General features: G+C 62.1%; 20 protein-coding genes and 1 riboswitch. Of the genes, 7 read left to right on the forward strand and 13 right to left on the reverse strand.

What is annotated here, in order from left to right:
- Nucleotides 1-8: 8 nt before the first annotated feature.
- The 3 genes from PLANPX_RS02665 to PLANPX_RS02675 all read left to right on the forward strand — a co-directional run bounded on the left by PLANPX_RS02665 (nt 9) and on the right by PLANPX_RS02675 (nt 3368).
- Nucleotides 9-1262, forward strand: coding sequence for an endonuclease/exonuclease/phosphatase family protein (locus tag PLANPX_RS02665; RefSeq protein ID WP_152097228.1), 1254 nt, complete (start codon nt 9-11; stop codon nt 1260-1262).
- Between the two features lie 214 nt (nt 1263-1476).
- A complete protein-coding gene (locus PLANPX_RS02670; protein ID WP_152097229.1) occupies nt 1477-2493 on the forward strand; it encodes a GH25 family lysozyme in 1017 nt (338 codons plus the stop codon).
- Between the two features lie 89 nt (nt 2494-2582).
- Nucleotides 2583-3368, forward strand: coding sequence for an SGNH/GDSL hydrolase family protein (locus PLANPX_RS02675; protein WP_152097230.1), 786 nt, complete (start codon nt 2583-2585; stop codon nt 3366-3368).
- Between the two features lie 135 nt (nt 3369-3503).
- On the opposite strand, the gene PLANPX_RS02680 is transcribed toward PLANPX_RS02675, so the two are convergent.
- From PLANPX_RS02680 to trpB, 4 genes are all read right to left on the reverse strand, one after another.
- The gene (locus tag PLANPX_RS02680; protein WP_152097231.1) at nt 3504-4043 is read right to left on the reverse strand and encodes a hypothetical protein; all 540 of its coding nucleotides are present in this window, start codon (nt 4041-4043) and stop codon (nt 3504-3506) included.
- Nucleotides 4044-4428: 385 nt separating this feature from the next.
- Nucleotides 4429-5235, reverse strand: coding sequence for a tryptophan synthase subunit alpha (gene trpA, locus PLANPX_RS02685; RefSeq protein WP_152097232.1), 807 nt, complete (start codon nt 5233-5235; stop codon nt 4429-4431).
- Nucleotides 5236-5256: 21 nt separating this feature from the next.
- Complete coding sequence (locus PLANPX_RS02690; RefSeq protein WP_152097233.1) at nt 5257-5673, reverse strand: type II toxin-antitoxin system VapC family toxin; 417 nt, start codon at nt 5671-5673, stop codon at nt 5257-5259.
- A 278-nt stretch (nt 5674-5951) separates the two neighbouring features.
- A complete protein-coding gene (trpB, locus tag PLANPX_RS02695) occupies nt 5952-7178 on the reverse strand; it encodes a tryptophan synthase subunit beta (RefSeq protein WP_152101774.1) in 1227 nt (408 codons plus the stop codon).
- 364 nt (nt 7179-7542) lie between these two features.
- Here trpB and PLANPX_RS02700 point away from each other — a divergent pair, with 364 nt between their 5' ends.
- Entirely contained in the window at nt 7543-9174 is a 1632-nt protein-coding gene (locus tag PLANPX_RS02700) for an N-acyl-D-amino-acid deacylase family protein (protein WP_152097234.1), read from the forward strand.
- A gap of 69 nt (nt 9175-9243) precedes the next feature.
- Here PLANPX_RS02700 and PLANPX_RS02705 read toward each other — a convergent pair whose 3' ends face one another.
- Nucleotides 9244-9411, reverse strand: coding sequence for a DUF1328 domain-containing protein (locus PLANPX_RS02705; protein ID WP_152097235.1), 168 nt, complete (start codon nt 9409-9411; stop codon nt 9244-9246).
- A gap of 233 nt (nt 9412-9644) precedes the next feature.
- Between PLANPX_RS02705 and PLANPX_RS02710 the strand changes: the two genes are divergently transcribed.
- Nucleotides 9645-9920 (forward strand): GlsB/YeaQ/YmgE family stress response membrane protein, encoded by a 276-nt coding sequence (locus PLANPX_RS02710; RefSeq protein ID WP_152097236.1) that lies wholly within the window; start codon nt 9645-9647, stop codon nt 9918-9920.
- Nucleotides 9921-10112: 192 nt separating this feature from the next.
- Nucleotides 10113-10514: a response regulator gene (locus tag PLANPX_RS02715; RefSeq protein WP_152097237.1), complete on the forward strand. Its 402-nt coding sequence runs from the start codon at nt 10113-10115 to the stop codon at nt 10512-10514.
- A 145-nt stretch (nt 10515-10659) separates the two neighbouring features.
- Here the strand turns inward: PLANPX_RS02715 and PLANPX_RS02720 are convergent, their stop codons facing one another.
- Both PLANPX_RS02720 and hmpA read right to left on the reverse strand, forming a co-directional pair.
- Entirely contained in the window at nt 10660-11427 is a 768-nt protein-coding gene (locus PLANPX_RS02720; RefSeq protein WP_152097238.1) for a copper homeostasis protein CutC, read from the reverse strand.
- 91 nt (nt 11428-11518) lie between these two features.
- Complete coding sequence (gene hmpA, locus PLANPX_RS02725; RefSeq protein ID WP_152097239.1) at nt 11519-12754, reverse strand: NO-inducible flavohemoprotein; 1236 nt, start codon at nt 12752-12754, stop codon at nt 11519-11521.
- A 198-nt stretch (nt 12755-12952) separates the two neighbouring features.
- Here hmpA and PLANPX_RS02730 point away from each other — a divergent pair, with 198 nt between their 5' ends.
- Nucleotides 12953-13375, forward strand: coding sequence for an RrF2 family transcriptional regulator (locus PLANPX_RS02730; RefSeq protein WP_152097240.1), 423 nt, complete (start codon nt 12953-12955; stop codon nt 13373-13375).
- A gap of 34 nt (nt 13376-13409) precedes the next feature.
- Here PLANPX_RS02730 and PLANPX_RS02735 read toward each other — a convergent pair whose 3' ends face one another.
- The 6 genes from PLANPX_RS02735 to PLANPX_RS02760 all read right to left on the reverse strand — a co-directional run bounded on the left by PLANPX_RS02735 (nt 13410) and on the right by PLANPX_RS02760 (nt 19790).
- Nucleotides 13410-13634, reverse strand: coding sequence for a hypothetical protein (locus PLANPX_RS02735; RefSeq protein ID WP_152097241.1), 225 nt, complete (start codon nt 13632-13634; stop codon nt 13410-13412).
- Between the two features lie 261 nt (nt 13635-13895).
- Nucleotides 13896-14291, reverse strand: a complete 396-nt coding sequence (locus PLANPX_RS02740) for a hypothetical protein (protein WP_152097242.1) — start codon at nt 14289-14291, stop codon at nt 13896-13898.
- 80 nt (nt 14292-14371) lie between these two features.
- Entirely contained in the window at nt 14372-15436 is a 1065-nt protein-coding gene (locus PLANPX_RS02745) for a ribonucleotide-diphosphate reductase subunit beta (RefSeq protein WP_152097243.1), read from the reverse strand.
- A 69-nt stretch (nt 15437-15505) separates the two neighbouring features.
- A complete protein-coding gene (locus PLANPX_RS02750) occupies nt 15506-18319 on the reverse strand; it encodes a ribonucleoside-diphosphate reductase subunit alpha (RefSeq protein WP_152097244.1) in 2814 nt (937 codons plus the stop codon).
- A gap of 249 nt (nt 18320-18568) precedes the next feature.
- Nucleotides 18569-18793, reverse strand: a riboswitch (cobalamin riboswitch).
- Between the two features lie 140 nt (nt 18794-18933).
- Nucleotides 18934-19305, reverse strand: coding sequence for a DUF1801 domain-containing protein (locus PLANPX_RS02755; RefSeq protein ID WP_152097245.1), 372 nt, complete (start codon nt 19303-19305; stop codon nt 18934-18936).
- A gap of 20 nt (nt 19306-19325) precedes the next feature.
- Nucleotides 19326-19790 (reverse strand): DUF1801 domain-containing protein, encoded by a 465-nt coding sequence (locus PLANPX_RS02760; protein WP_152097246.1) that lies wholly within the window; start codon nt 19788-19790, stop codon nt 19326-19328.
- Between the last annotated feature and the right edge of the window lie 3 nt (nt 19791-19793).

The raw sequence follows: 19793 nt of genomic DNA on the forward strand, positions 1-19793 counted from the left end.
GAACCTCGATGAAGCCGTGGTCGTTAATTGTCACCGTCGCCCTGTCGTTCGTTGCCTCTGCGGCATGGGCTCAGCCCGCGATTGCTCCCGAAGAAGGCCGCCCTGTCGTCATGTGGGAAGACGCGCGGCCGTTAGTCGGACAGGTCGCGTACGTTTGCGGCAAAGTGATCGGCGTGCCGACCGTCGGCAAGATCACCTTCATCAACTTCGACGCGCAGCGGCCCGTTCGCTTTGCCGGCGTGATCTTCTCAGACAAGTTGACGAATTTCCCGAAGCCCCCCAGCGAAATGTACAACGGCAAGATCGTCAAAATCCGCGGCACGGTTTCGATGTTCAAGGACCAACCGCAGATTGTGGTGACGAGTCCCGAGCAGATTGAGATCCTCGACTCGATGCCGAAGACGACGAAGCCGAAGCAAAACGCGGCGATCGCTTCGAAGCCAGGCGAAGTCGTCGTGGCGGCGTATAACATTCTCAATCTGTTCGACGAGCATGACGACCCCTACAAGGAAGATGAGGGCACGCCAGCCAAGCCACGCGCTCAATTGGAGCACTTGGCGGCAAGCATTCGTGCACTCAACGCCGACGTGATCGCCGTCGAGGAAGTCGAGAATCGGTTTTACTTGGAACGGTTCGTCAATACGTTCCTGCCCGAGATGGGCTACCGCGACGTGGTGCTGTTCGAAGGCAACGACGGCCGCGGCATCGACGTCGGATTAATTTCGCGCATCCCCGTCGGCGAAGTCCGTTCGCGGCGTCATCTGCGCTTCGAGGGACACGACGGCGGCGAAGCTCGCTTCAATCGCGATGTGCTGGCGGTGACGCTCGAACCAAAGGATGCGAAGCCGTTTGAGGTGTGGGTCGTTCACTTGAAGAGCAACTCGGGCGGCCGAGAGGCGGCCGAACCAATCCGGCTTGCCGAAGCCCGCGAAGTCCGCCGTTTGCTCGACGCAGATCTGGCCGAGAATCCCGAGGCCCGCATCATCGTCACCGGCGACTTCAACGACACGCCGGAGAGCGCCACGCTGCAGACGATCGTCGGCAACGGCGATAAGGCGCTCTGGTCGGCGGGCAGCGACCAGCAAGACCCCGAAGCGGTGACCTACAACACGGGCCAGTACCGCTCGGTCATCGACTTCATTCTCTGCTCGCCCGCGATGCAAAAGCAGTACATCAAGGGCTCGCTCCGCATGCCGCAAGGTTCGATCGAATCGAGCGGTTCGGATCACAATCCGATCTCGGCGACGTTCAAGCTGAACTGAAATCAGCGAGGCGTAGCTTCCGGGCGCATGCGATATCCGAGCGGCAATCGGCTGTAGGATCCGTCAGGTTAATCTTCGGCGAGCGCAGCCGGGGTGCGCCTGTGCGCAAAATTGCAAGAATTGAGGGTGGCCGTGACGTGTATTTGGCGGTAGTTGCGTAGAATCGGCTAAAGAGCCCCGCACCGCCCAACGATCGCCCGCCCCTGGAACAGATATGCGTTTTTCGGTCCGCCTGTTGTCAGCCGCTTGCGCCGTCCTCGCCGTTCATGTAGTCCATAGCACCTGCCACGCGCAGTACACCTATGGAATCGACGTCTCCAACTATCAGTCGAGTGCGAACTGGACCTCGCTGAAAAACGCGGGCACGATGTTCGCCTTCGTCAAGGCGACCGAAGGCGTTGATTTCATCGACGCCAGCTTCACGAAGCACATGACAAACGCCAGTAACGCAGGCGTTTACGTCGGTCCTTACCACTTCGGGCGCATCAACAGCAACACGTCGAATCCCAACGACGCGATTGACGAGGCCAATGATTTCGTTGACGCGATTGCACCGTACTATCAGCAGCCAGGACGGTTCTTAAGACCGGTGCTCGACGTCGAAAATACTCCCGGCTTGAGTACGACCGCCGCGAACAAAGCGTACATCTCCGAATGGGTGCGAGATTTTATCGGAGTGGTGCAGGACCGGCTGGGAATGGATCCAATTATCTATTGCAATACCAGCTACGCCTCGACTTACTTCACGACGGATCTTACGCAGTACGATCTTTGGGTCGCCAACTACAACTACGCCCCGCCCGCCATTCCGCCCGCCTCGATCGACGGCGTTTGGAACGGCTGGGATCTCTGGCAGTACACCGACTCGGGCGCCGTTTCCGGAATTACGGGCGGCGTGGATCGCGACGTCTACCAAGGCACGATGGATGAGTTTCTGACGCAATTTCTCGCTGTGCCGCCGACCGGCGACTTCAACAAGGATGGCAGCGTCGATGGCAATGATTTCCTTATCTGGCAACGCAATTTGGGACGCACCTCGGGAGTGTCGCTCGCCACCGGCGATGCGAACGGCGACAAACTGGTGAACGACGCCGATCTCCAAATTTGGAAGACCGGATTCAGCGGAGCGGCGGCCGTTGCCAGCGTGGCGGCGGTTCCCGAACCGGCGACAATGGCCTTGGCGATGGCCGCGGGTCTGGCGATGCTGAATCTCCGCCGTCGCAGAATGTAGCATCGACCGTTCCGGGAGACGCTAGTCGACTGCCGCCCGTTGGCTTACGCTATCGGCAGTCTTTCACTCGTCTCTTGGGAGCATTCTCGATGCCGCACGAAGAATCACTCAGCCCGCGCTCCGCGCTTTCTCGCCGTCACTTCGCCGCCATTGGGGCCGCGACGCTTGCCGCGGCCCACGGCCTGCAAGGCCGCGCGCAAGGAGCGGAAGCTACCGGCGGCTCGCCGTTGAAGCCCGGTATCACGCTCCTTTTCCAGGGCGACTCGATTACCGACGCCGGCCGCAGTCGCGAAGCGGCGGGCGAGGCGAACTCGCAGCCCGCTCTTGGCAACGGCTACGCTTGGCTGGCCGCATCGCAGTTGCTCGTCGATCGCCCTGGCGATGGCATCAAAATCTTCAATCGGGGTATCAGCGGCAACAAGGTGCCCAACCTCGACGAACGCTGGCAGGCCGACTGCGTCGACCTGAAGCCGAACGTGCTGAGTATCCTCATTGGCGTCAACGACATATGGCGGACGTTCGACCGGGGCGAGAAGGGGACCGCTGAGATCTACGAAGAGGGGTACCACGCCCTTATCAAGAAGACGAAAGCAGCGCTCCCCGACACGACGCTCGTCATCTGCGAACCATTCGTCTTGAAGTGCGGCGCCGTCACCGACGCGTGGTTTCCGAAGTTCGACGGCTACCGCACCGCGGCCAAACGCGTCGCCGAACAAGCCGGGGCGATCTTCGTGCCGTTCCAGACGATGTTCGACGAAGCGTCGAAGATCGCACCTCCAGAACGCTGGGCCGGCGACGGCGTCCATCCCTCGGCCGACGGCGCGGCCCTGATGGCGCACACTTGGCGCCGCGTCGTCGACGGCGGCGGGGTGTGAGCTTTCATGAATCATCACAAGCGAGCCGAGTCGTCCCGACCCCGGCGCGCTCGGGATGTTCCAATAAGACGATCGAGCCAAGAATAAAAAACGCCGGGGGCGAGACGCCCCGGCTCGCTGTTCTCGCTTTGCTTATCAACCAAACAGCAGCGGCGCATCGCCGTCGCTCTCGTGCTGCTCCCACTGCCGCCGGACTTCGCCGAGCCCATAGACGCAAAGCTCAAAATTGTCGCTCAGCCGTTTGAGCACCTCGTCCGTCGCTGGTTCCTCCACCGCGGGCGGCAGCGTGCTCGCTAGCAGGTAGTTCCGCTTGCCTTGATCGCGGTAGTCGATCAGGCTGTCTGCCCTTCCCTGCCGCATCCGCTTGGCAATCTCTGGATAGACGCCCAGCCAGAAGAGCGTGAAATCGCCGATGTGGCGATGCGCTCGCCGCCGGGCCGAGCCTTGCCTCGCTTGCGCCTCGGCCAACATGTCGGCCACCTGCATCAGTCGCTCGCCGCGCGGCGTTCGCATGCCGTACATTGCATCGTTGCGAACGAATCGCACGAGCATCTCGGCGACATAGTCAACGAGCGGCGGGTCGGCGACCCCCATGCGAACCGCGAAGGCGTGCTCCGTGACGCCGGCGAAGAACCGGCGCAGCAGCTCATTTCGGTCGGGCAGATCGGCAGTCATCGGCAGACGCTCCCAAGGCGGTGGCGGAACGTGTCAGTACCGCGACCCAGGCGCCTTTGGTCCCTCAGGCGTCTCCGGTGGTGAGCGTCGAACAGAAGCGGACGACCCAACCACCGGATGGTGGGTCGCTATATAGGGCGGGATCGAGCCGACTCGCGATCCACGCGAGAGGCCCAACCCGCTCAATTATAATTTCGGTCCGCTGCGGAGGTCAAATCCAGTTTTGCTGCGTGACCGCATTGAAGACTGGACAGGATCACAGGATATCGCGGATCGACGGGATGAAAGACAAGTCAGATGCCTGTTCCCGAGACGGCTTTGACCTTACTCGCATCAAATCCTGTCAATCCATGACATCCTGTTATCCTGTCAATAATCAGCAGACTCAGCCTGCCGGCAGCGCCTTAATAAGAGTCTCGACGTAGTCGCCGACTTCTTTGAGAACTTCCTCACGCGGCCGCTCAGCAGCCGTCGCGATGCGGCGGACGATCGCCGAGCCGACAATGAGCCCGTCGGCGGCGGGGGCGAGCAACCGCACATGCTCCGGCTGGCTGACGCCGAAGCCGATGCAAATTGGCAGCTTCGTCTGCTCGCGGAGCCAGGCGACGTTCTCCGCCAGTTCCGGCGGCAGTTGCGTTCGTTCGCCGGTGATGCCGGCGACCGAGACGTAGTAGACGAAGCCGGTCGAGGTCTCGCAAATCCGCAGCGCCCGGTCGCGCGGCGTCAGCGGCGTCACTAACTGAATCAGGCTCAGCCCGCGCTCGGTGCAGATTTTCAAGAGTTGCGGCGACTCCTCCACCGGTAGGTCGGGAACAATGAGCCCAGCCACCCCGGCCGCCTTCGCGTCGTCGCAGTACTTCTCGACGCCGTGGCGATAGACGATCGCGTAGCTGACCATCGTCACCGCGGGCGCCGCGAGCTTCGGCGTCGTCTCGCCAAGCATCGTCAGGATGTCGCGCAGCTTGATCTTCTTCTCCAGCGCCCGCGTGTAGGACGCTTGAATCACCGGCCCGTCGGCGATCGGATCGCTGTAAGGGATGCCGACCTCGCACATGTGGGCGCCCCGCTTCACCAGTTCCTGCAACACGGCGGAGGTGAACGCCACGTCGGGATCGCCGGCGGTGATGAACGGCATCAGCGCCTTACGGTTTTCGGAGCGGAGCTTGGCGAAGAGTTGGTCGATCGAGGACATATTTTTTAGGAAAGCAGAAGCTTATAGATTCTTACGGTTAGGGATTACCCGAAATCCGGCATGGGTGAAGTCATCGTCGAACGTGAAAACATCGCTTATCCCCAGCCGTTGCATTAGGGAGAAAGAAATGCAATCGGTAAAGCTAGCCTTCACGCCAGCCATGCGTTCAAACCACGCGACTGCGTCGATTTCACTTTGCTCCGTAGCTCGCAGAATGGTGAACTGCGTCGACGCGTAGAGTCTGCGGGCCCGCTCGGCAGCGAATTTGTAGTCGGTGCGTCGTCCCAGTAACGTTAGCGTCTCGACGACGACATGGCAGCTGGTCACGAGCATTGTTTCGCTTGAAAGAAGTTCTGCCCAACATTCGCGAGCGGCAGCGAAATGTTGATCACGCTCCACGTACCGGGCCAACAAAGCACTTGTATCGATGAAGATCATTCTGACTCGCCGTAGAGATAGTCATCGTGACGCTCTGACAAATCAGACGGCGCATCGCCTCGAAAGACATCCAAATCCGCAAAGAATGGATCTGATGCGCGGTTTCCTTGTCCTAGGGTTGCCACGACGCAGTGTCTAACAAATTCGTCAAGTGACAGTCCACGGTCCGTGGCTGCACTCTGCGCTTGATCTTTTAGATCTTCCGGCAGAGGGACAATTATATTGACCATTGTTAGCCCCAAAAGAATGATGCGACAGTCGCTACTGGCAATTATACCCTACCCAAACTTCACGCCCTTAATCCTCGCAATCTCGCTCGCATCCTTATCCCCACGCCCGCTGAGGCACACCACGATGACGTCGTCCTTCGCCCGCCCCTTCGCTAGCTCCATCCCCTTGGCGATCGCGTGCGAACTCTCAAGCGCCGGCATGATTCCCTCGGTCGAGGCTAGCGCATCGAACGCCCGCATCGCCTCGTCGTCGCGGCAGCTGGTATAGCGAACGCGACCGGCATCCTTCCAGTAGCTGTGCTCCGGGCCGACGCCAGGATAATCGAGCCCCGCCGACATCGAGTGGACGTCGCTCGTCTGTCCGTCTTCGTCCTGCATCACATAGCTGAAGCTACCGTGCAACACGCCGGGGCTACCGTAGGTGAGTGGCGCCGCATGCTCGCCGGGATCGTTGCTCCGGCCGCCCGCTTCAACGCCAACGAGTTCGACGTCTTTGTGCTCAACGAACGGGTAGAACATCCCCGCCGCGTTGCTGCCGCCGCCGACGCAGGCGACCGCCATGTTCGGCAGTCGACCGATCCGGGCGATCGACTGCTCGATCGTCTCGCGACCGATGATCGCCTGGAAGTCGCGGACGATCATCGGGAACGGATGCGGCCCTACCACCGAGCCGAGAATGTAGTGCGTATCGCCGACGCTCGACATCCAGTCGCGCATCGCCTCGTTCACCGCATCGCGCAGCGTCCGGCTGCCGCTGGTCACCGGGCGCACCTCGGCGCCGAGCAGCTTCATCGAAAACACATTCGGCGCCTGTCGGCGGATATCTTCCTCGCCCATGTAGACGACGCATGGCAGGCCGAAGTGAGCGCACGCCGTCGCTGTGGCGACCCCATGCTGCCCGGCGCCCGTCTCGGCGATGACCCGCTTCTTGCCCATTCGCAGGGTGAGCAGCGCCTGGCCGATCGTGTTGTTGATCTTGTGGGCGCCCGTGTGGTTCAGGTCTTCCCGCTTCAGCCAGATTTGGGCCCCGCCCACCTGCTCGCTCAGCCGTTTGGCGTGGTATAGCGGCGACGGCCGGCCGACGAAGTACTTCAGCAACTCGTCGAGTTCCGCCTGAAAGGCCGCATCGGCCCGCGCTTTCTTGTATTCGGCCTCAAGCTGGTCGAGGGCGTAGACAAGCGTTTCCGGGACATATCGTCCGCCGAAGCTGCCAAACCGCCCCTGATTGTCGGGGACGGTCGCCGCGGAGTCACGCTTGGTAGCGCTGTTTGTTATATTGGTGCTCACCGTTCAGATTCCTCCAACCCCCGATTGTCGATGGCGGCCGACGATCTAGCAAGGCGTGGGGGTAGCCGCGGGTCAACGACCCGCCGGAGCGACCCGGAAAAGGCAACCGCCAAGAGCCAGATCCCGAAGAAATACGGGGAGATTAACCACGAAACACACGAATCACACCAAAGAACTCAGCACGAGCGGCGCCAAGCCGTTTCACATTTTGTGTGCTTCGTGTGTTTCGTGGTAAAAAGCATTCCTCTCGGCACTCTCGGGCTCTTTGGCGGTTCAAAGGATACCTGTTTTGATAGGTCTTTTGAGGATCAACGCTCGCATCGAACCCACTCCAGTAAGGCTAGAAAACGCCATGACGATAGTCGGGCGCGATGAACTGACCGCAGCGGGCTTTCGAGTTCTTCGTGGAGCGTGGGCCCTCGCTTTGGCGTTGGTGCTGTTTGGCCATTCCCTTGAGGCAATCGCTCAAACCCCGCCCCCCGTCGACGCCGACATTCTCCTCCGCGGGGGACAAGTCCTCGACGGCACAGGTTCGCCCGCCGTGGCTGCCGACGTCGCCATCATCGGCGACCGCATCGTGGCCGTCGGCCAACTCACGCCGGGCAAAATCGGCGAAACGATCGACTGCACCGGCCTGATCGTGGCCCCCGGGTTCATCGACCTCCACAACCACAGCGACGAGTCGATCGTCGCCGACGACACCCGCACCGCGGAGAACTACATTCGCCAAGGCTGCACGACGCTGGTCACCGGCAACTGCGGCGGCGGGGCGGTCGACGTCGCCAAGTATCTCGCCGAGATCGACGCCCACGGCGCCGGCACGAACATCGCCCACCTCATTCCGCACGGTTCCACTCGAGCCTTGGTGCTCGGCCGACGACAAGTCGATCCGACGCCCGAAGAGTTGGCCAGGCTGCAAGAACTCGTCGACAAGGGGATGCGCGAAGGCGCCTGGGGCATCGCGACCGGCCTCATTTACATCCCGGGAGCGTATTCGAAGATCGACGAACTCGCCGCGATGACCGAGCCGGTCGGCCGCCACGGCGGCTTCTACGCCAGCCACATTCGCAGCGAAGACAACGCCCTGCTCGAAGCGGTCAGCGAGGCGATCGAAATTGGCCGCCGCGCGAATACGCCTGTCCACATCTCGCACCTGAAGGCCTCCGGCAAACCCTACTGGGGCATGGTCCGCGCGGCCGCGAAGCTGATCGAAGACGCCCAAGCCGCGGGGCAGCGCGTCACCGCCGATCAGTACCCCTACACGGCGAGTAGCACCTCGCTTGAAGCGATGCTTCTCCCCGACTGGGCTCGCGAAGGTGGCCGCGAAGCGACCATGGCGAGGCTCGCCGATCCAGCGCAGCTCGAAAAGATCCGCCCTGCCCTTCAAATCGCGCTCGACGAACGCCCCCACGTTCGCATCGTCTCGTACGGTCCGAAGCCCGAGTACACCGGCAAGGCGATCCACGAAATCGCCGCTGCCGAGGACCGGCCCCAGATCGAAGTCGCCATCGAACTGCTGAGAGACGGCAGCCCCGCTGCGATCAACTTCGGCATGACGGAAGAAGACGTTCGCTTCGTGATGCAGCGCCCCTGGGTCGCGACAGCTTCCGATGGCTCGGTGAAAGAACCAAGCGGCGACATGGTTCACCCGCGTAGTTTCGGCACGTTCCCGCGGAAGATTGGCTTCTACGCCATCAAAGAAAAGGTGCTGCCGCTTGAGCAAGCGGTAAGAAGTGCGAGCGGCTTGCCCGCAGACGTGCTCGGCTTCGTCGACCGTGGCTATCTGAAGCCCGGCCAATTCGCCGATGTGGTTGTCTTCAACCCAGAGACGATCATCGACGGGGCAACGTTCGACCAGCCGTTCGAAGCGCCACAGGGAATTCCGTGGGTCTTCGTGAACGGCAAAGCAGCCGTTAAAAACGGCGAGCCGACAAAGTCGCTCTCGGGGCGGGCGCTGCGACATCCGTCGAAGCTTCCGCACTAAGAGCAACTCGTCGGCTCAACCTTCTCTGTTATTTCTATTGCTGTGCGTTTGTCGCACTAGCTCTGGTCGCTAGACAACTGGCGGACGACGTCCCGCCACCAAGCTCACCAGGAACAGCACGATGAAGACGATGAACAGTACCTTGGCGATCCAAGCGGCCGTGCCGGCTACCGCACCGAGGCTTAGCGCCCCTGCCACCAGAGCCACGATCAGAAAAATAAGTGCCCAGCGTAACATGGCGTCCTCCGAAGCAAGCGCTAAGTGACGCCGTGGTCGATGTCGGGGCCATGCCCGATCTTTTCCATCGCCGCGGCGTTGATTGCTAGCGGACGCAATCGCCGTGCCATTCCGCGGAGCCGTCGCTTCTCCCGGATAACCGTCACCGGCCCGAAGTTTGCATAGCCGCTGAGCGTTCTCCAACCAAGGAGTTCCCTTCTAACTGGTTTCCAATCGAGCAACGGAGTCGTGCCATGGGCACTGTCGGCGCCATTATTTCCTGGATCGTGTTTGGGTTTGTCGTAGGGCTCCTCGCCCGGGCCCTCTACCCCGGGAAGCAGAAAATTGGCGTCCCGAACACCATCGCCCTCGGCATCGGCGGCTCGATCGTCGGCGGTCTGATCGCCTGGGCCCTCGGCTATCGGCCAGATGGCGGGGCGTTTCAAGGCGCGGGTTGGATCATGTCGATCGTCGGGGCCTTGATCGTCGTGTGGGGAGCCACCGCGATGGGGGGTAAACGAGCAGAATAGCGGCCGAACCCGCCGGCCATTCCTGCGTACAACGCATTGACTTGGGGCGTAACCCCGGCGGCGAACGCCCGGGGCGGCGGAGAGCGTACGTGCCGGCATACGGTATGCACTCGCGGTTCATTAGATGCGGTTGCTCTTAGGCGGGCTTCCACTCTTTTCGCGCTTCACCTCCAGATTTAGGCAGCTTGAGCAGTGGTCGCCGCAACGGAGCAACACATGGCGGAACAGGGGGCAAGACGCGTCAAAATCGCGCTGGCCGATGACGAACCCGACCTGCGCTCAACGATGGCGCGGCTACTCGGGCTGCTTGGCCACGAAGTCGTCTACACTGCGGCCAACGGAGCGGAACTCCTGCAGGCATGCGCGGAGCAGCCGGTCGATCTGGTGATCCTCGACCTCGATATGCCGGTGATGGACGGACTCACCGCGGCGGAAGAGCTCGCCGAGCGCGGCATCCCCGCGGTGCTCGTCTCGGGCCATCCCGACATCGAAGAAGTCGTGCTTGAACACGAGCCGGTCGTCACTCGCATCATGAAGCCGGCGACGGTCGACAAACTTCGCGATGCTATCCGCATTGCGCTGTTGCGACGATAGCACTCCCTTGTCATCCTCGCTCCCCTGTCATTCCGAGCGGAGCGAGGAATCTCGAAGTTTATTTGAGCCACTAGATCCCTCGCTCCGCTAGGGATGACAGAGCTCCGCTCGGGGTAACAGGTGCCACGCTCAGCCGAAGATCACTCTAGGCATTGCGCAGCGCCGCGGCCGTAGCCGCCACGCTATTCTGCACAACGACGCGATACTCTGCGCCGTGAAAGAAGCGTTGATCGCACAGATTGATCGACGCCGTCGGCGCGATCGACCGATCGTCCGCCGGCCCCGAAGCCCCGATGTGAACTTGCCGCAGGCCGGACGCGGATAGCACGTCGCCAACATTGTCGGCGTTGATGCCGCCCCCTGCCATCAACTCGATTCGTCCCGCGGCTCGCGTCGCCAGTTCACGCAGCTTCGCACTGCCAGCCAGTGCCGCCGGTTCGCCGCCGCTGGTGAGGATGCGCGTCGCCTTCAATTCGATGAGCGCCTCAAGCGTCGCGAATTGATCTGCCGTGAAGTCGAACGCCCGATGCATTACCGTTTCGCGCGTTCCCGCGCGGGCAACGATCTCGCGCGAGCGGGCGACGTCGAGTCGGCCTTGCTGGTCGAGGATCCCAAACGCTACGCCTGCCGCCCCCGCCGCCAGAAACCGCTCGGCGTCGCGGAGCATCGCCGCGAACTCGTCGGCATCGTAACAAAACCCGCCCGCCCGCGGCCGCAACATCGCAATCACTGGCACGCTGCTCGCCGCGACCACTGTCTCGACCAAGCCGATCGAGGGCGTTAGCCCGCCGACCTCGAGTCCCGAGCAAAGCTCCAATCGGTCGGCGCCTGCGGCGATCGCGGCCCGCGCATCGGCCACCGAGCCGACGCAAACTTCCAGGGTGATTTTTTCGGCAGGTACGGCGGTCGTCATAGCGTCGGCGGCTCAGTAGGCGGCGTGGGGCGAAGCAGAGCGAGACAATATATCGCCTGCTCCCGCCCGCCGACGAGTCCCCGACCGCCCCTCACGCCTCCGCGGCTGCGAGTTCCGCCTTCGGCCCGAAAAACTCGTAGTGAATCCGCGCGTCGTCGACTCCCTCCGCCCGCAGGCAGCGGATCACGCTCGACATAAACAGCTTCGGCCCGCAGATGTAATACTCGGCGTCGAGCGCAGGAGCGATCGATTTCAGTAGCGCGGCATCGACGACGCCGGTGCTGTCGCAGCGCCGCTCAACAACGTCGTCTGCGAGCGGAGCATCGTAGCGGACGTGCACCGACACGTTCGGCGCGGCGGCCGCCAAACGGCGAACCTCGTCGACATGCGAATGCACTCGACTATTCCGTGCGGCGTGGACAAAGTGCAGCGGCCGCGTGGCGCCCTCGGCCGCGAGCGCGTGGGCCATCGACAATAGCGGCGTGATCCCGATGCCCCCCGAGAGCAACACCACCGGCGTCGTTGTAGCAGTGTCGGAAGCAAGCGTGAACTCGCCGCACGGCGGCCCGACGTTCAGCGTTTCCCCCACGCGCACATTGTCGTGCAGATAGTTCGAAATCAGCCCGCCCGGCGCGCCTGCCGCAGGGCTCGCTTCGCGCTTCACGCTAATGCGATAGTAGTCGCGCCCCGGCCGATCAGAGAGGCTGTAGTTCCGGGGCGACGTCGGCGTCACCGGGTGATCGATCTGCACGGTGATGTACTGCCCAGGCTTGAACGCCGCGATCGGTCGGCCGTCCGCCGGCTTCAAGTAGAGCGACACGACGACGTCGCTCTCAACCTCGCGGCGATCGACGACGAACGGTCGATAGCCATTCCAGCCGCCCGGCGTCGCCGCTTGCTCGCGATAGATCTCCGCTTCGCGATTGATGAAAATCTCAGCGAGGAATCCATATGCTTCCCCCCACGCCGCCAGGACTTCCTCAGTCGCGGCGTCGCCAAGGATGTCGACGATCGCCAACAGCAGATACTTGCCGACAATCGGGTAGTGTCCTGGCTGGATGCCAAGCGAGCAATGCTTCTGGGCGATTAGCTCGACCGCGGGACCGAGGGCGCCGAGGTTATCAATGTTCGCGGCATACGCGCAGATCGCGCCGGCGAGGGCCCGCTGTTGGCCGCCCGAATGTTGGTGGGCCTGATTGAAAAAGGCCTTCACTTCAGGGTTCCCCGCGAACATCTGCGCGTAGAAGCGGCGGGTGATCGCCTCGGCATTCGCGGCGACCGCGGGGGCAGTCTGCTTAACAATCGCAATCGTCTGGTCGGTGAGCATGGCAACCTGCTGCGTTGAAGGTGCGAAAGAAAATGACGCAATGGTCGCCGGCCGGCTGTCTCTGAATGATAGAATGAAAATACTTCACGTCAATATGCAGATTTGGTTGAGGCGATTCTTTCTCGCTACGACAAATGCCGCCGCTCACCTAGAATTGAGGAAAGCCGGTCGCCCTCCGCCCTGCCCCACAGACTGACGATGCTCTCGAAAACCGCCGAATACGCCCTCCGCGCCGCCGTCTGGATGGCGAGCGCCGAGCGACCTGCCGCTGCCGATCAATTGGCCGAGGTGACGAAGGTGCCGCGGCGCTATCTCCACAAGGTGCTGCAGGATCTGGTGAAGGCCGGCCTAGTGCGCTCGCAGCCGGGGCCTGGCGGCGGCTATTCGCTAGCGGTCGCCGCCGAGGAAGTGACGATCCTCGCCGTCGTCACCGCGGTCGCGCCGCTCGAGCGCATCACCCACTGCCCGCTCGGGTTGCCGTCGCACACCAAGCTCTGCCCGCTCCACAAGGAACTCGACCGCGTCTACGCCTACGCCGAAGAAAGCCTCGGCCGCGTGACGCTCGCGCAGCTGGTCAACTCGAAGAGCAAGATCGTGCCGCTGTGCGACATCAAGCTCTAAGTCGGCCGTCGCGCCTAGCGCGTAAAGTTATCTCCTAGCGCGTAAAATCATCGGGCCGCAACGCCACGCGCTCGCTCGACTCCGCCGCAGCGCCATCGCGCTCGTCGCTGGAGTTCGACTCGGGCAGTTCGTCCTTGCCTTCAAACTTAGCGACGACGTGGATGCCGGTCATCTGGTGATCGACGGCAATCTCCGCCGTCTTGCATCCGCTCAGATAACTGCAAGTGGTCGTCGTTGCTAGCAGTAGCCACGTACGCATGGCTCCCCTCCTTTGCTGGCACAGCCCGTCTGGGCTGGCGAAACGGAGTGATGCACGTCGCGTGCCGTGTAGCGGATATTGTTGTCCGCCAATGGTTTCCTGCCGAGGGAGGCTGTGTTTCGCCTTTAGGAGACGCGCAGCGATGCTCGCAGAACTCTCACGACGTGCGCCAACCGTCCAATCGCCGGGGATTTCCGTAAAAATCGTCCCCGATCGATGAAAGATTAAAGTGAGCGCCGCTCGTCTGCCGACGAGCCGGCGCTACTTCTTCGCTTTGGCTTCGAGCCGTTTCTCGCGTCGCTGCAACTCGCGTCGCGCCTGCTTCGCGAACGAACGATCTAGCCGCGCCAGCCGCATGCGGCGAACGTCGAGCACCTTCCCCTCTCGCTGCGGCGTCTTCACCAAGACGAACGGCAGGCAAATGCTGACCACTTCCAACGGCTCCGCTTCGTCGCACGGCACGCTGCGGATGCGCACGAGTTCGTCGCGCGGGTGGAGCGCATCGTCATCGTCCCAGTACCACGACGGCCACTCGCTCACGACGTGTAGCGCCGTCACGTAATCGCCACGGCGGATTTCTTCCGGCGCGAGCGACTTCGCTAGCGAGGCGGCGCCACGCGTCGTCGAGGTGTCAGCGGTATCGGAACAACGGCCCATGCCGAGCAGACAGCCGGCGCACCGCGAAAGTTCGCGGCGCCCCGCCGGCTTTTACTCGAAGGGCGCTAGCACGATCCTGTTTAATCCCAACTTAGCGTCGACGCACTCTGGTACTCCGTCACGCGCGTCTCGAAAAAATTCTTCTCCTTCGCTAGGTCCATCGTCTCGCTCATCCAAGGGAATGGATTAGACGACCCATACTGTGGCGCGAGGCCGATCCGTTCCAAACGACGATCGGCAATGAACTGCACGTAGTCGCGGAACAGATCGCCGTTGAGCCCCAGAATGCCCCGCGGCAGCACGTCGTGGGCATAGGCAATTTCCAGTTCCACGGCGAGGCGTACGCGCTCGATCATCGCCTCCTGAAATTCCGGCGTCCACAGCTCGGGGTTCTCGTAGCGGATCCCGTTGATGAGATCGATGCCGAAGTTCAGGTGAATCGACTCGTCGCGCAAGATGTACTGAAACTGCTCGCCGATGCCGGTCATCAGGTTCCGGCGATGGAACGACAGCACCATCACGAAGCCTGTGTAGAAGAAGATCCCCTCCATGATCAGGTAGTAGCCGATCAGGTTCTTCAGAAACGCTTGCGCCCCTTCGAACGTATCGGTCGTGAAGTCGGGGCTGAGAATCTCTGCCGTCAGCTCCATTTCTAGCTCGTCCTTGCGGGCGATCGACGGCACCTCGTGGTACATGTTGAAGACTTCGCCCTCGTTGAGCCCAAGGCTTTCGACAATGTAGAGGAACGTGTGCGAGTGCACCGCCTCTTCAAACGCCTGCCGCAGCAGATACTGCCGGCACTCGGCGTTGGTCACGTGACGGAAGATCGCCAGCACTAGGTTGTTGCCAACCAAGCTCTCGGCCGTCGAGAAGAAACCGAGGTTGCGGAGGATCACGCGGCGTTCATCGTCGGTCAGCTTGCTCGACTTCCACGTTTCGATGTCTTTGTGCATCGGCACTTCGGTCGGCATCCAGTGGTTCGCGCACCCGTTGAGGTAGTGTTCCCACGCCCAGCGGTACTTCAGCGGCATCAGCTGGTTGACGTCGACTTCGTTGCAGTTGATCAGCCGCTTCGCACGGGCGTCGACGCGGCCAGTGGCTGGAGCAGCGGGGAGAGAGTTCGGGGCATCGGCAGTCAGAAACATATCGAGAATCGCTTTCGCTGATAATTTTTGAAGTATGTGATGGAGCGGAACTGGAAGTCGCCAGCCCGTTTACTGGCAGGCTTCGCACGTCGGATCGTCGAGGCTGCACGCCGCCGTGGCGACCGGCTCGCTCTCACGGTGAATCTCGACGTCGCTCGAAGCGCTCCGGTTCTTCATCCACTTCGGCTGCACGCCGAACCGATTGACGTCGAGCGTCGACTTTTCGACCTGCGTTGCCGCGAGCGTCCGCAGGTAGTAGGTCGTCTTGAGCCCCAGCTCCCACGCCAACTGGTACATGTCGTGCATCTTGCGGCCGCTCGGTTCGGAGAGATATAGGTTGAGCGACTGCCCTTGGTCGATCCACTTCTGCCGCCGAGCGGCGCACGCGATGAGCCACTTCGGCGCCACTTCAAACGCCGTGAGGAATCGTTGCCGCAGTTCGAGCGGAATCCGGCCGATGTTCTGCAGCTGGCCATCGTGGTACTTCAGTTCGTCGAGCATCGCCCCATCCCACAGGCCGCGGCGCTTGAGCTCCGCCACCAGCGGCTCGCTCACTTGCGTGAACTCGCCCGAGAGGTTGCTCTTCGCGTAGAGGTGCTTGTACGCCGGCTCGATCGATTGCGAGACGCCAATGATCGTCGAGATCGTCGCCGTCGGCGCGATCGCCAGCACGTTGCTGTTCCGCATGCCGTGCGCCGCGATCGACGCGCGGACCGGCGACCAATCGAACCACCCCGCGCGGTCGATCGGAATCGGCACGTCCCGCGCTTCTTCGAGCAGTTGCAACGTATCAATCGGCAGCAGCCCGCGATCCCACTTCGAACCAGGGTAACTCTGGTAGGCGCCTCGCTCCGCCGCGAGTTGCGACGACGCGAGCAGTGCGTAGTACGAGATTGCCTCCATGCTTCGGTCGGCAAAGGCCACCGCGTCGTCGCTGGCGTAGCTCAGCCCGAGCGCGTAGAGGGCGTCCTGAAAACCCATCAGCCCCAGCCCCACCGGGCGATGCCGCTGGTTCGAGTTGGCCGCCTCAGGCGTCGGGTAAAAGTTGACGTCGATCACGTTGTCGAGCATCCGCACCGCGACGGTGACGGTCGCTTCGAGCTTCGCCAGATCGAGCGCCCCGTCAACGATGTGCGCTGCCAAGTTGACCGACCCGAGGTTGCACACGGCCGTTTCGTCGGCCGAGGTGTTCAGCAAAATTTCCGTGCAGAGGTTGCTGCTATGCACCACGCCCACATGGTCTTGCGGTGAGCGGATGTTCGACGGATCTTTGAATGTGATCCAAGGGTGCCCCGTTTCGAACAGCCGCGTCAGCATCTTGCGCCACAAGTCGGCGGCGGGGACGCGGCGGAAGAGTTCGATCTCCCCCTCGTCGGTCATCCGCTCGTACTGCTCGTAGCGAGCTTCGAACTCGCGGCCGTACAAATCGTGCAGGTCGCTCACTTCGTTGGGGCTGAAGAGCGTCCAATCGGCCTTCTGCCGCACGCGCTTCATGAACAGGTCGGGAATCCAGTTGGCCGTGTGCATGTCGTGCGTGCGGCGGCGATCGTCGCCGGTGTTCTTCCGCAATTCGAGGAACTCCTCGACGTCGAGATGCCACGTCTCAAGATAGCTGCAGACGGCGCCCTTCCGCTTGCCGCCTTGGTTCACTGCCACCGCGGCGTCGTTCACCACCTTCAGGAACGGAATCACCCCCTGGCTGCGGCCGTTCGTGCCGCGGATGTGGGAGTTGGTGGCGCGAATGTTCGTCCAGTCGTTCCCGAGCCCGCCGGCCCATTTTGATAGCAGCGCGTTGTCGGACACCACTTTGAAGATATGTCCCAGATCGTCGCTTACGGTGCTGAGGTAGCACGAGCTCAGCTGCGGATGCGGCGTGCCGGCGTTGAACAACGTCGGCGTTGCTGAAGTAAACCGGAACGTCGACAGAATCTCGTAGAACTCGATCGCCCGCTCTTCGCGGGCCGCTTCCCGCAGCGCGACGCCCATCGCCACCCGCATCCAAAAGTACTGCGGCGTTTCGATCCGCCGGCCGTTCACGTGGAGCAAGTAGCGGTCGTAGATCGCCTGCAGGCCGAGGTAATGGAACTGCGCGTCCCGCTCCGGCTTCATCGCCGCGGCGAGTTTTTCTATATCGAACTCGCGCAGCTCCGCCGACAGCCGTCCGGCACGAATGCCGTCGATGATGTAGTGCTCGAACTGATGCTGGTGGAGCCGGTCGAGCGATCGCGCATCGGGCGTTTCGCCGAGCGCTTCCTGGTAGATAACGTTGCGCATCAGCCGCGAGGTGACGACGTCGTAGGCTGGATCGCGTTCAATCCGCGAGCGTGCGGCCAGAATCTGCGCCCGGTAAATCTCGTTGATCGAGATCCCGTCGAAGACCGATCGCAGCACCTCGTCGACAAGTTCGTCGACGTCGACCACCGCTTCCCAGCCGGCCGCCGCTTCGGCGAGCCGCTTGCGAATCCGCCGCGCATCGAACGGCACGCGGCTGCCGTCGGCGAGCGTCACCTGCACGGTCGGCGGCGCCTGAATGATCGCTTCGCCCCGAATCGCTCTCATTTTGGCGTGTTCGGCGCGGTAGATGATGTACCGCCGCGCGACGCGATAATGCCCGCGGGCCATCAGCTCCATCTCGACGATGTCTTGAATCCGCTCGACGCTGACCCCTTCGCCCTGATTCACCAGCGGCGAGACGTCGTCGGAGACCGACTGCAGCACGCCCGCCACGTCGGCGGCCACGTCGTCGTCGAGCGGCGCACTGGCGGCGATGTTCAGTTCCGCGCGAAACGCATTGGCGATCGCGCCGCGGATGCGGTCGAGTTCAAACGGAACGTGACGACCGTCGCGTTTGCGGACAATCCATTCGTGGGGGGCGCACAGCATGAGAGTGACTCCTCTCCCTATCGACCCGATAGGGGACAGCGGGTTTCCCGGAACCAAACCGGTGAACGCCGATCGAGGAATCGTGCGAGAGTGCAGTCGCGAGAGTGCCAGCGCTCAACGGCGAGCGGAAGCCAGCGAGTAATGACTGCGCGCAGCAGAATATCAACATCCTCGACCGTCCTTTCCCGAGAAGGTTCGGTAGACAAGCGGCCCAGTCCGATGACATCCGGTCATCGCAATCCTGTAATTCTGAACCGCTCAGTCGCTGGCAGGTCTTCGGACTTGCGGACTGGCCGGCGGGCCTCGAAAGGTCCTCCGGCACCTACTAGCCGTCGCTTCCCAGCCCTTGCGAGCCAGTGCTTAATGACGGCGTTCGTTTCCGCTTACCGCTGCGGGGCAGCCCTGGATTTGCACCAGGTTCCCTCTTGTCGCGACCACAATCGCTTGTGGTCGACCAGCAACGGGCGTCAACATACTGCGGGTCGGGAGCGATGTCCAGCGTGTTCGGGGAGAAGTTTTTTGAGCTTGGTTTTAAGCTCTGCGAACAACCGAGCGACTCTTTCGATCACGCTGACTGCGCGCCGTTGACCGGTGACGCACATGCGCTGGTCTCGCTACTTCGCCTTCCCTGCGTTCAACTTCACCGCCGCGCGGATGAGCGCCTTGAACGGGGTCGCCTTCACTTTGTCTCCTTCAAAAAAATCGATCGCCCGTCGCGCGTTGCCGTCGAGGCTCGAATTAAACAGACCGCTCGGATCGGGGAGCGCCGCCCCCTTGGCGAACGTCACCTTCACTTTGTCTTTGTACGTCTCGCCGGTGCAGAGAATCCCGCCTTGCGACCAAGTCGGCACGCCCGCGGGGTTCGACGGCTTCCGCCATTTTACTTCTTCGACCGCATCGGGCGCGGCTTGCGCGATGAGCTCGCGAATCCGTTCGAGCGTTTCAGTTCGCCAATCGTCGAGATTATCGGATGCTTTACTCGCCATATGATTTCTCCGTGGATTGATTACATCCGCTCCAGTGGCAACTTACTCGCCTGCTTCACCCACTTGGCGAACTGCGCTTCATCAAGCTCGTCGTCCTCGTGGATATCTAGATACCGCACCTCCTTCTGCTTCGACTCGCCCGGCGGCAGCGGCCGCAGCGCGGCGCCTTTGAAGAACGCGACTTTCACGTACTTCGCGAAGCAGTGGAAGCTGAGGAACCACCCTTCCCCGTCGCGGCCATAGAACGGCGAGTTCCACTTCACCGCCTTCGCCACGTCGGGCAGCGTCCGCGTGATGATCGCATCGAGCCGTTCGCCGAGCTCGCGCTTCCACTCTGGCATTGCCGCGATGTAGGCCTGCACCGGTTCGTCGCCGTAGCCCTTGGCGATTTGAGGATTACCGCCGGAGAGGAGCTTTGGTTTTGTGGCGGCAGGCTTCGCACTGGCACGCTTGGGCGCGGGCTTCTTTGGCGTTTTCTTGGCCATGCG

The sequence above is a fragment of the Lacipirellula parvula genome, assembly GCF_009177095.1.
Classification (GTDB): Bacteria; Planctomycetota; Planctomycetia; order Pirellulales; family Lacipirellulaceae; genus Lacipirellula; species Lacipirellula parvula.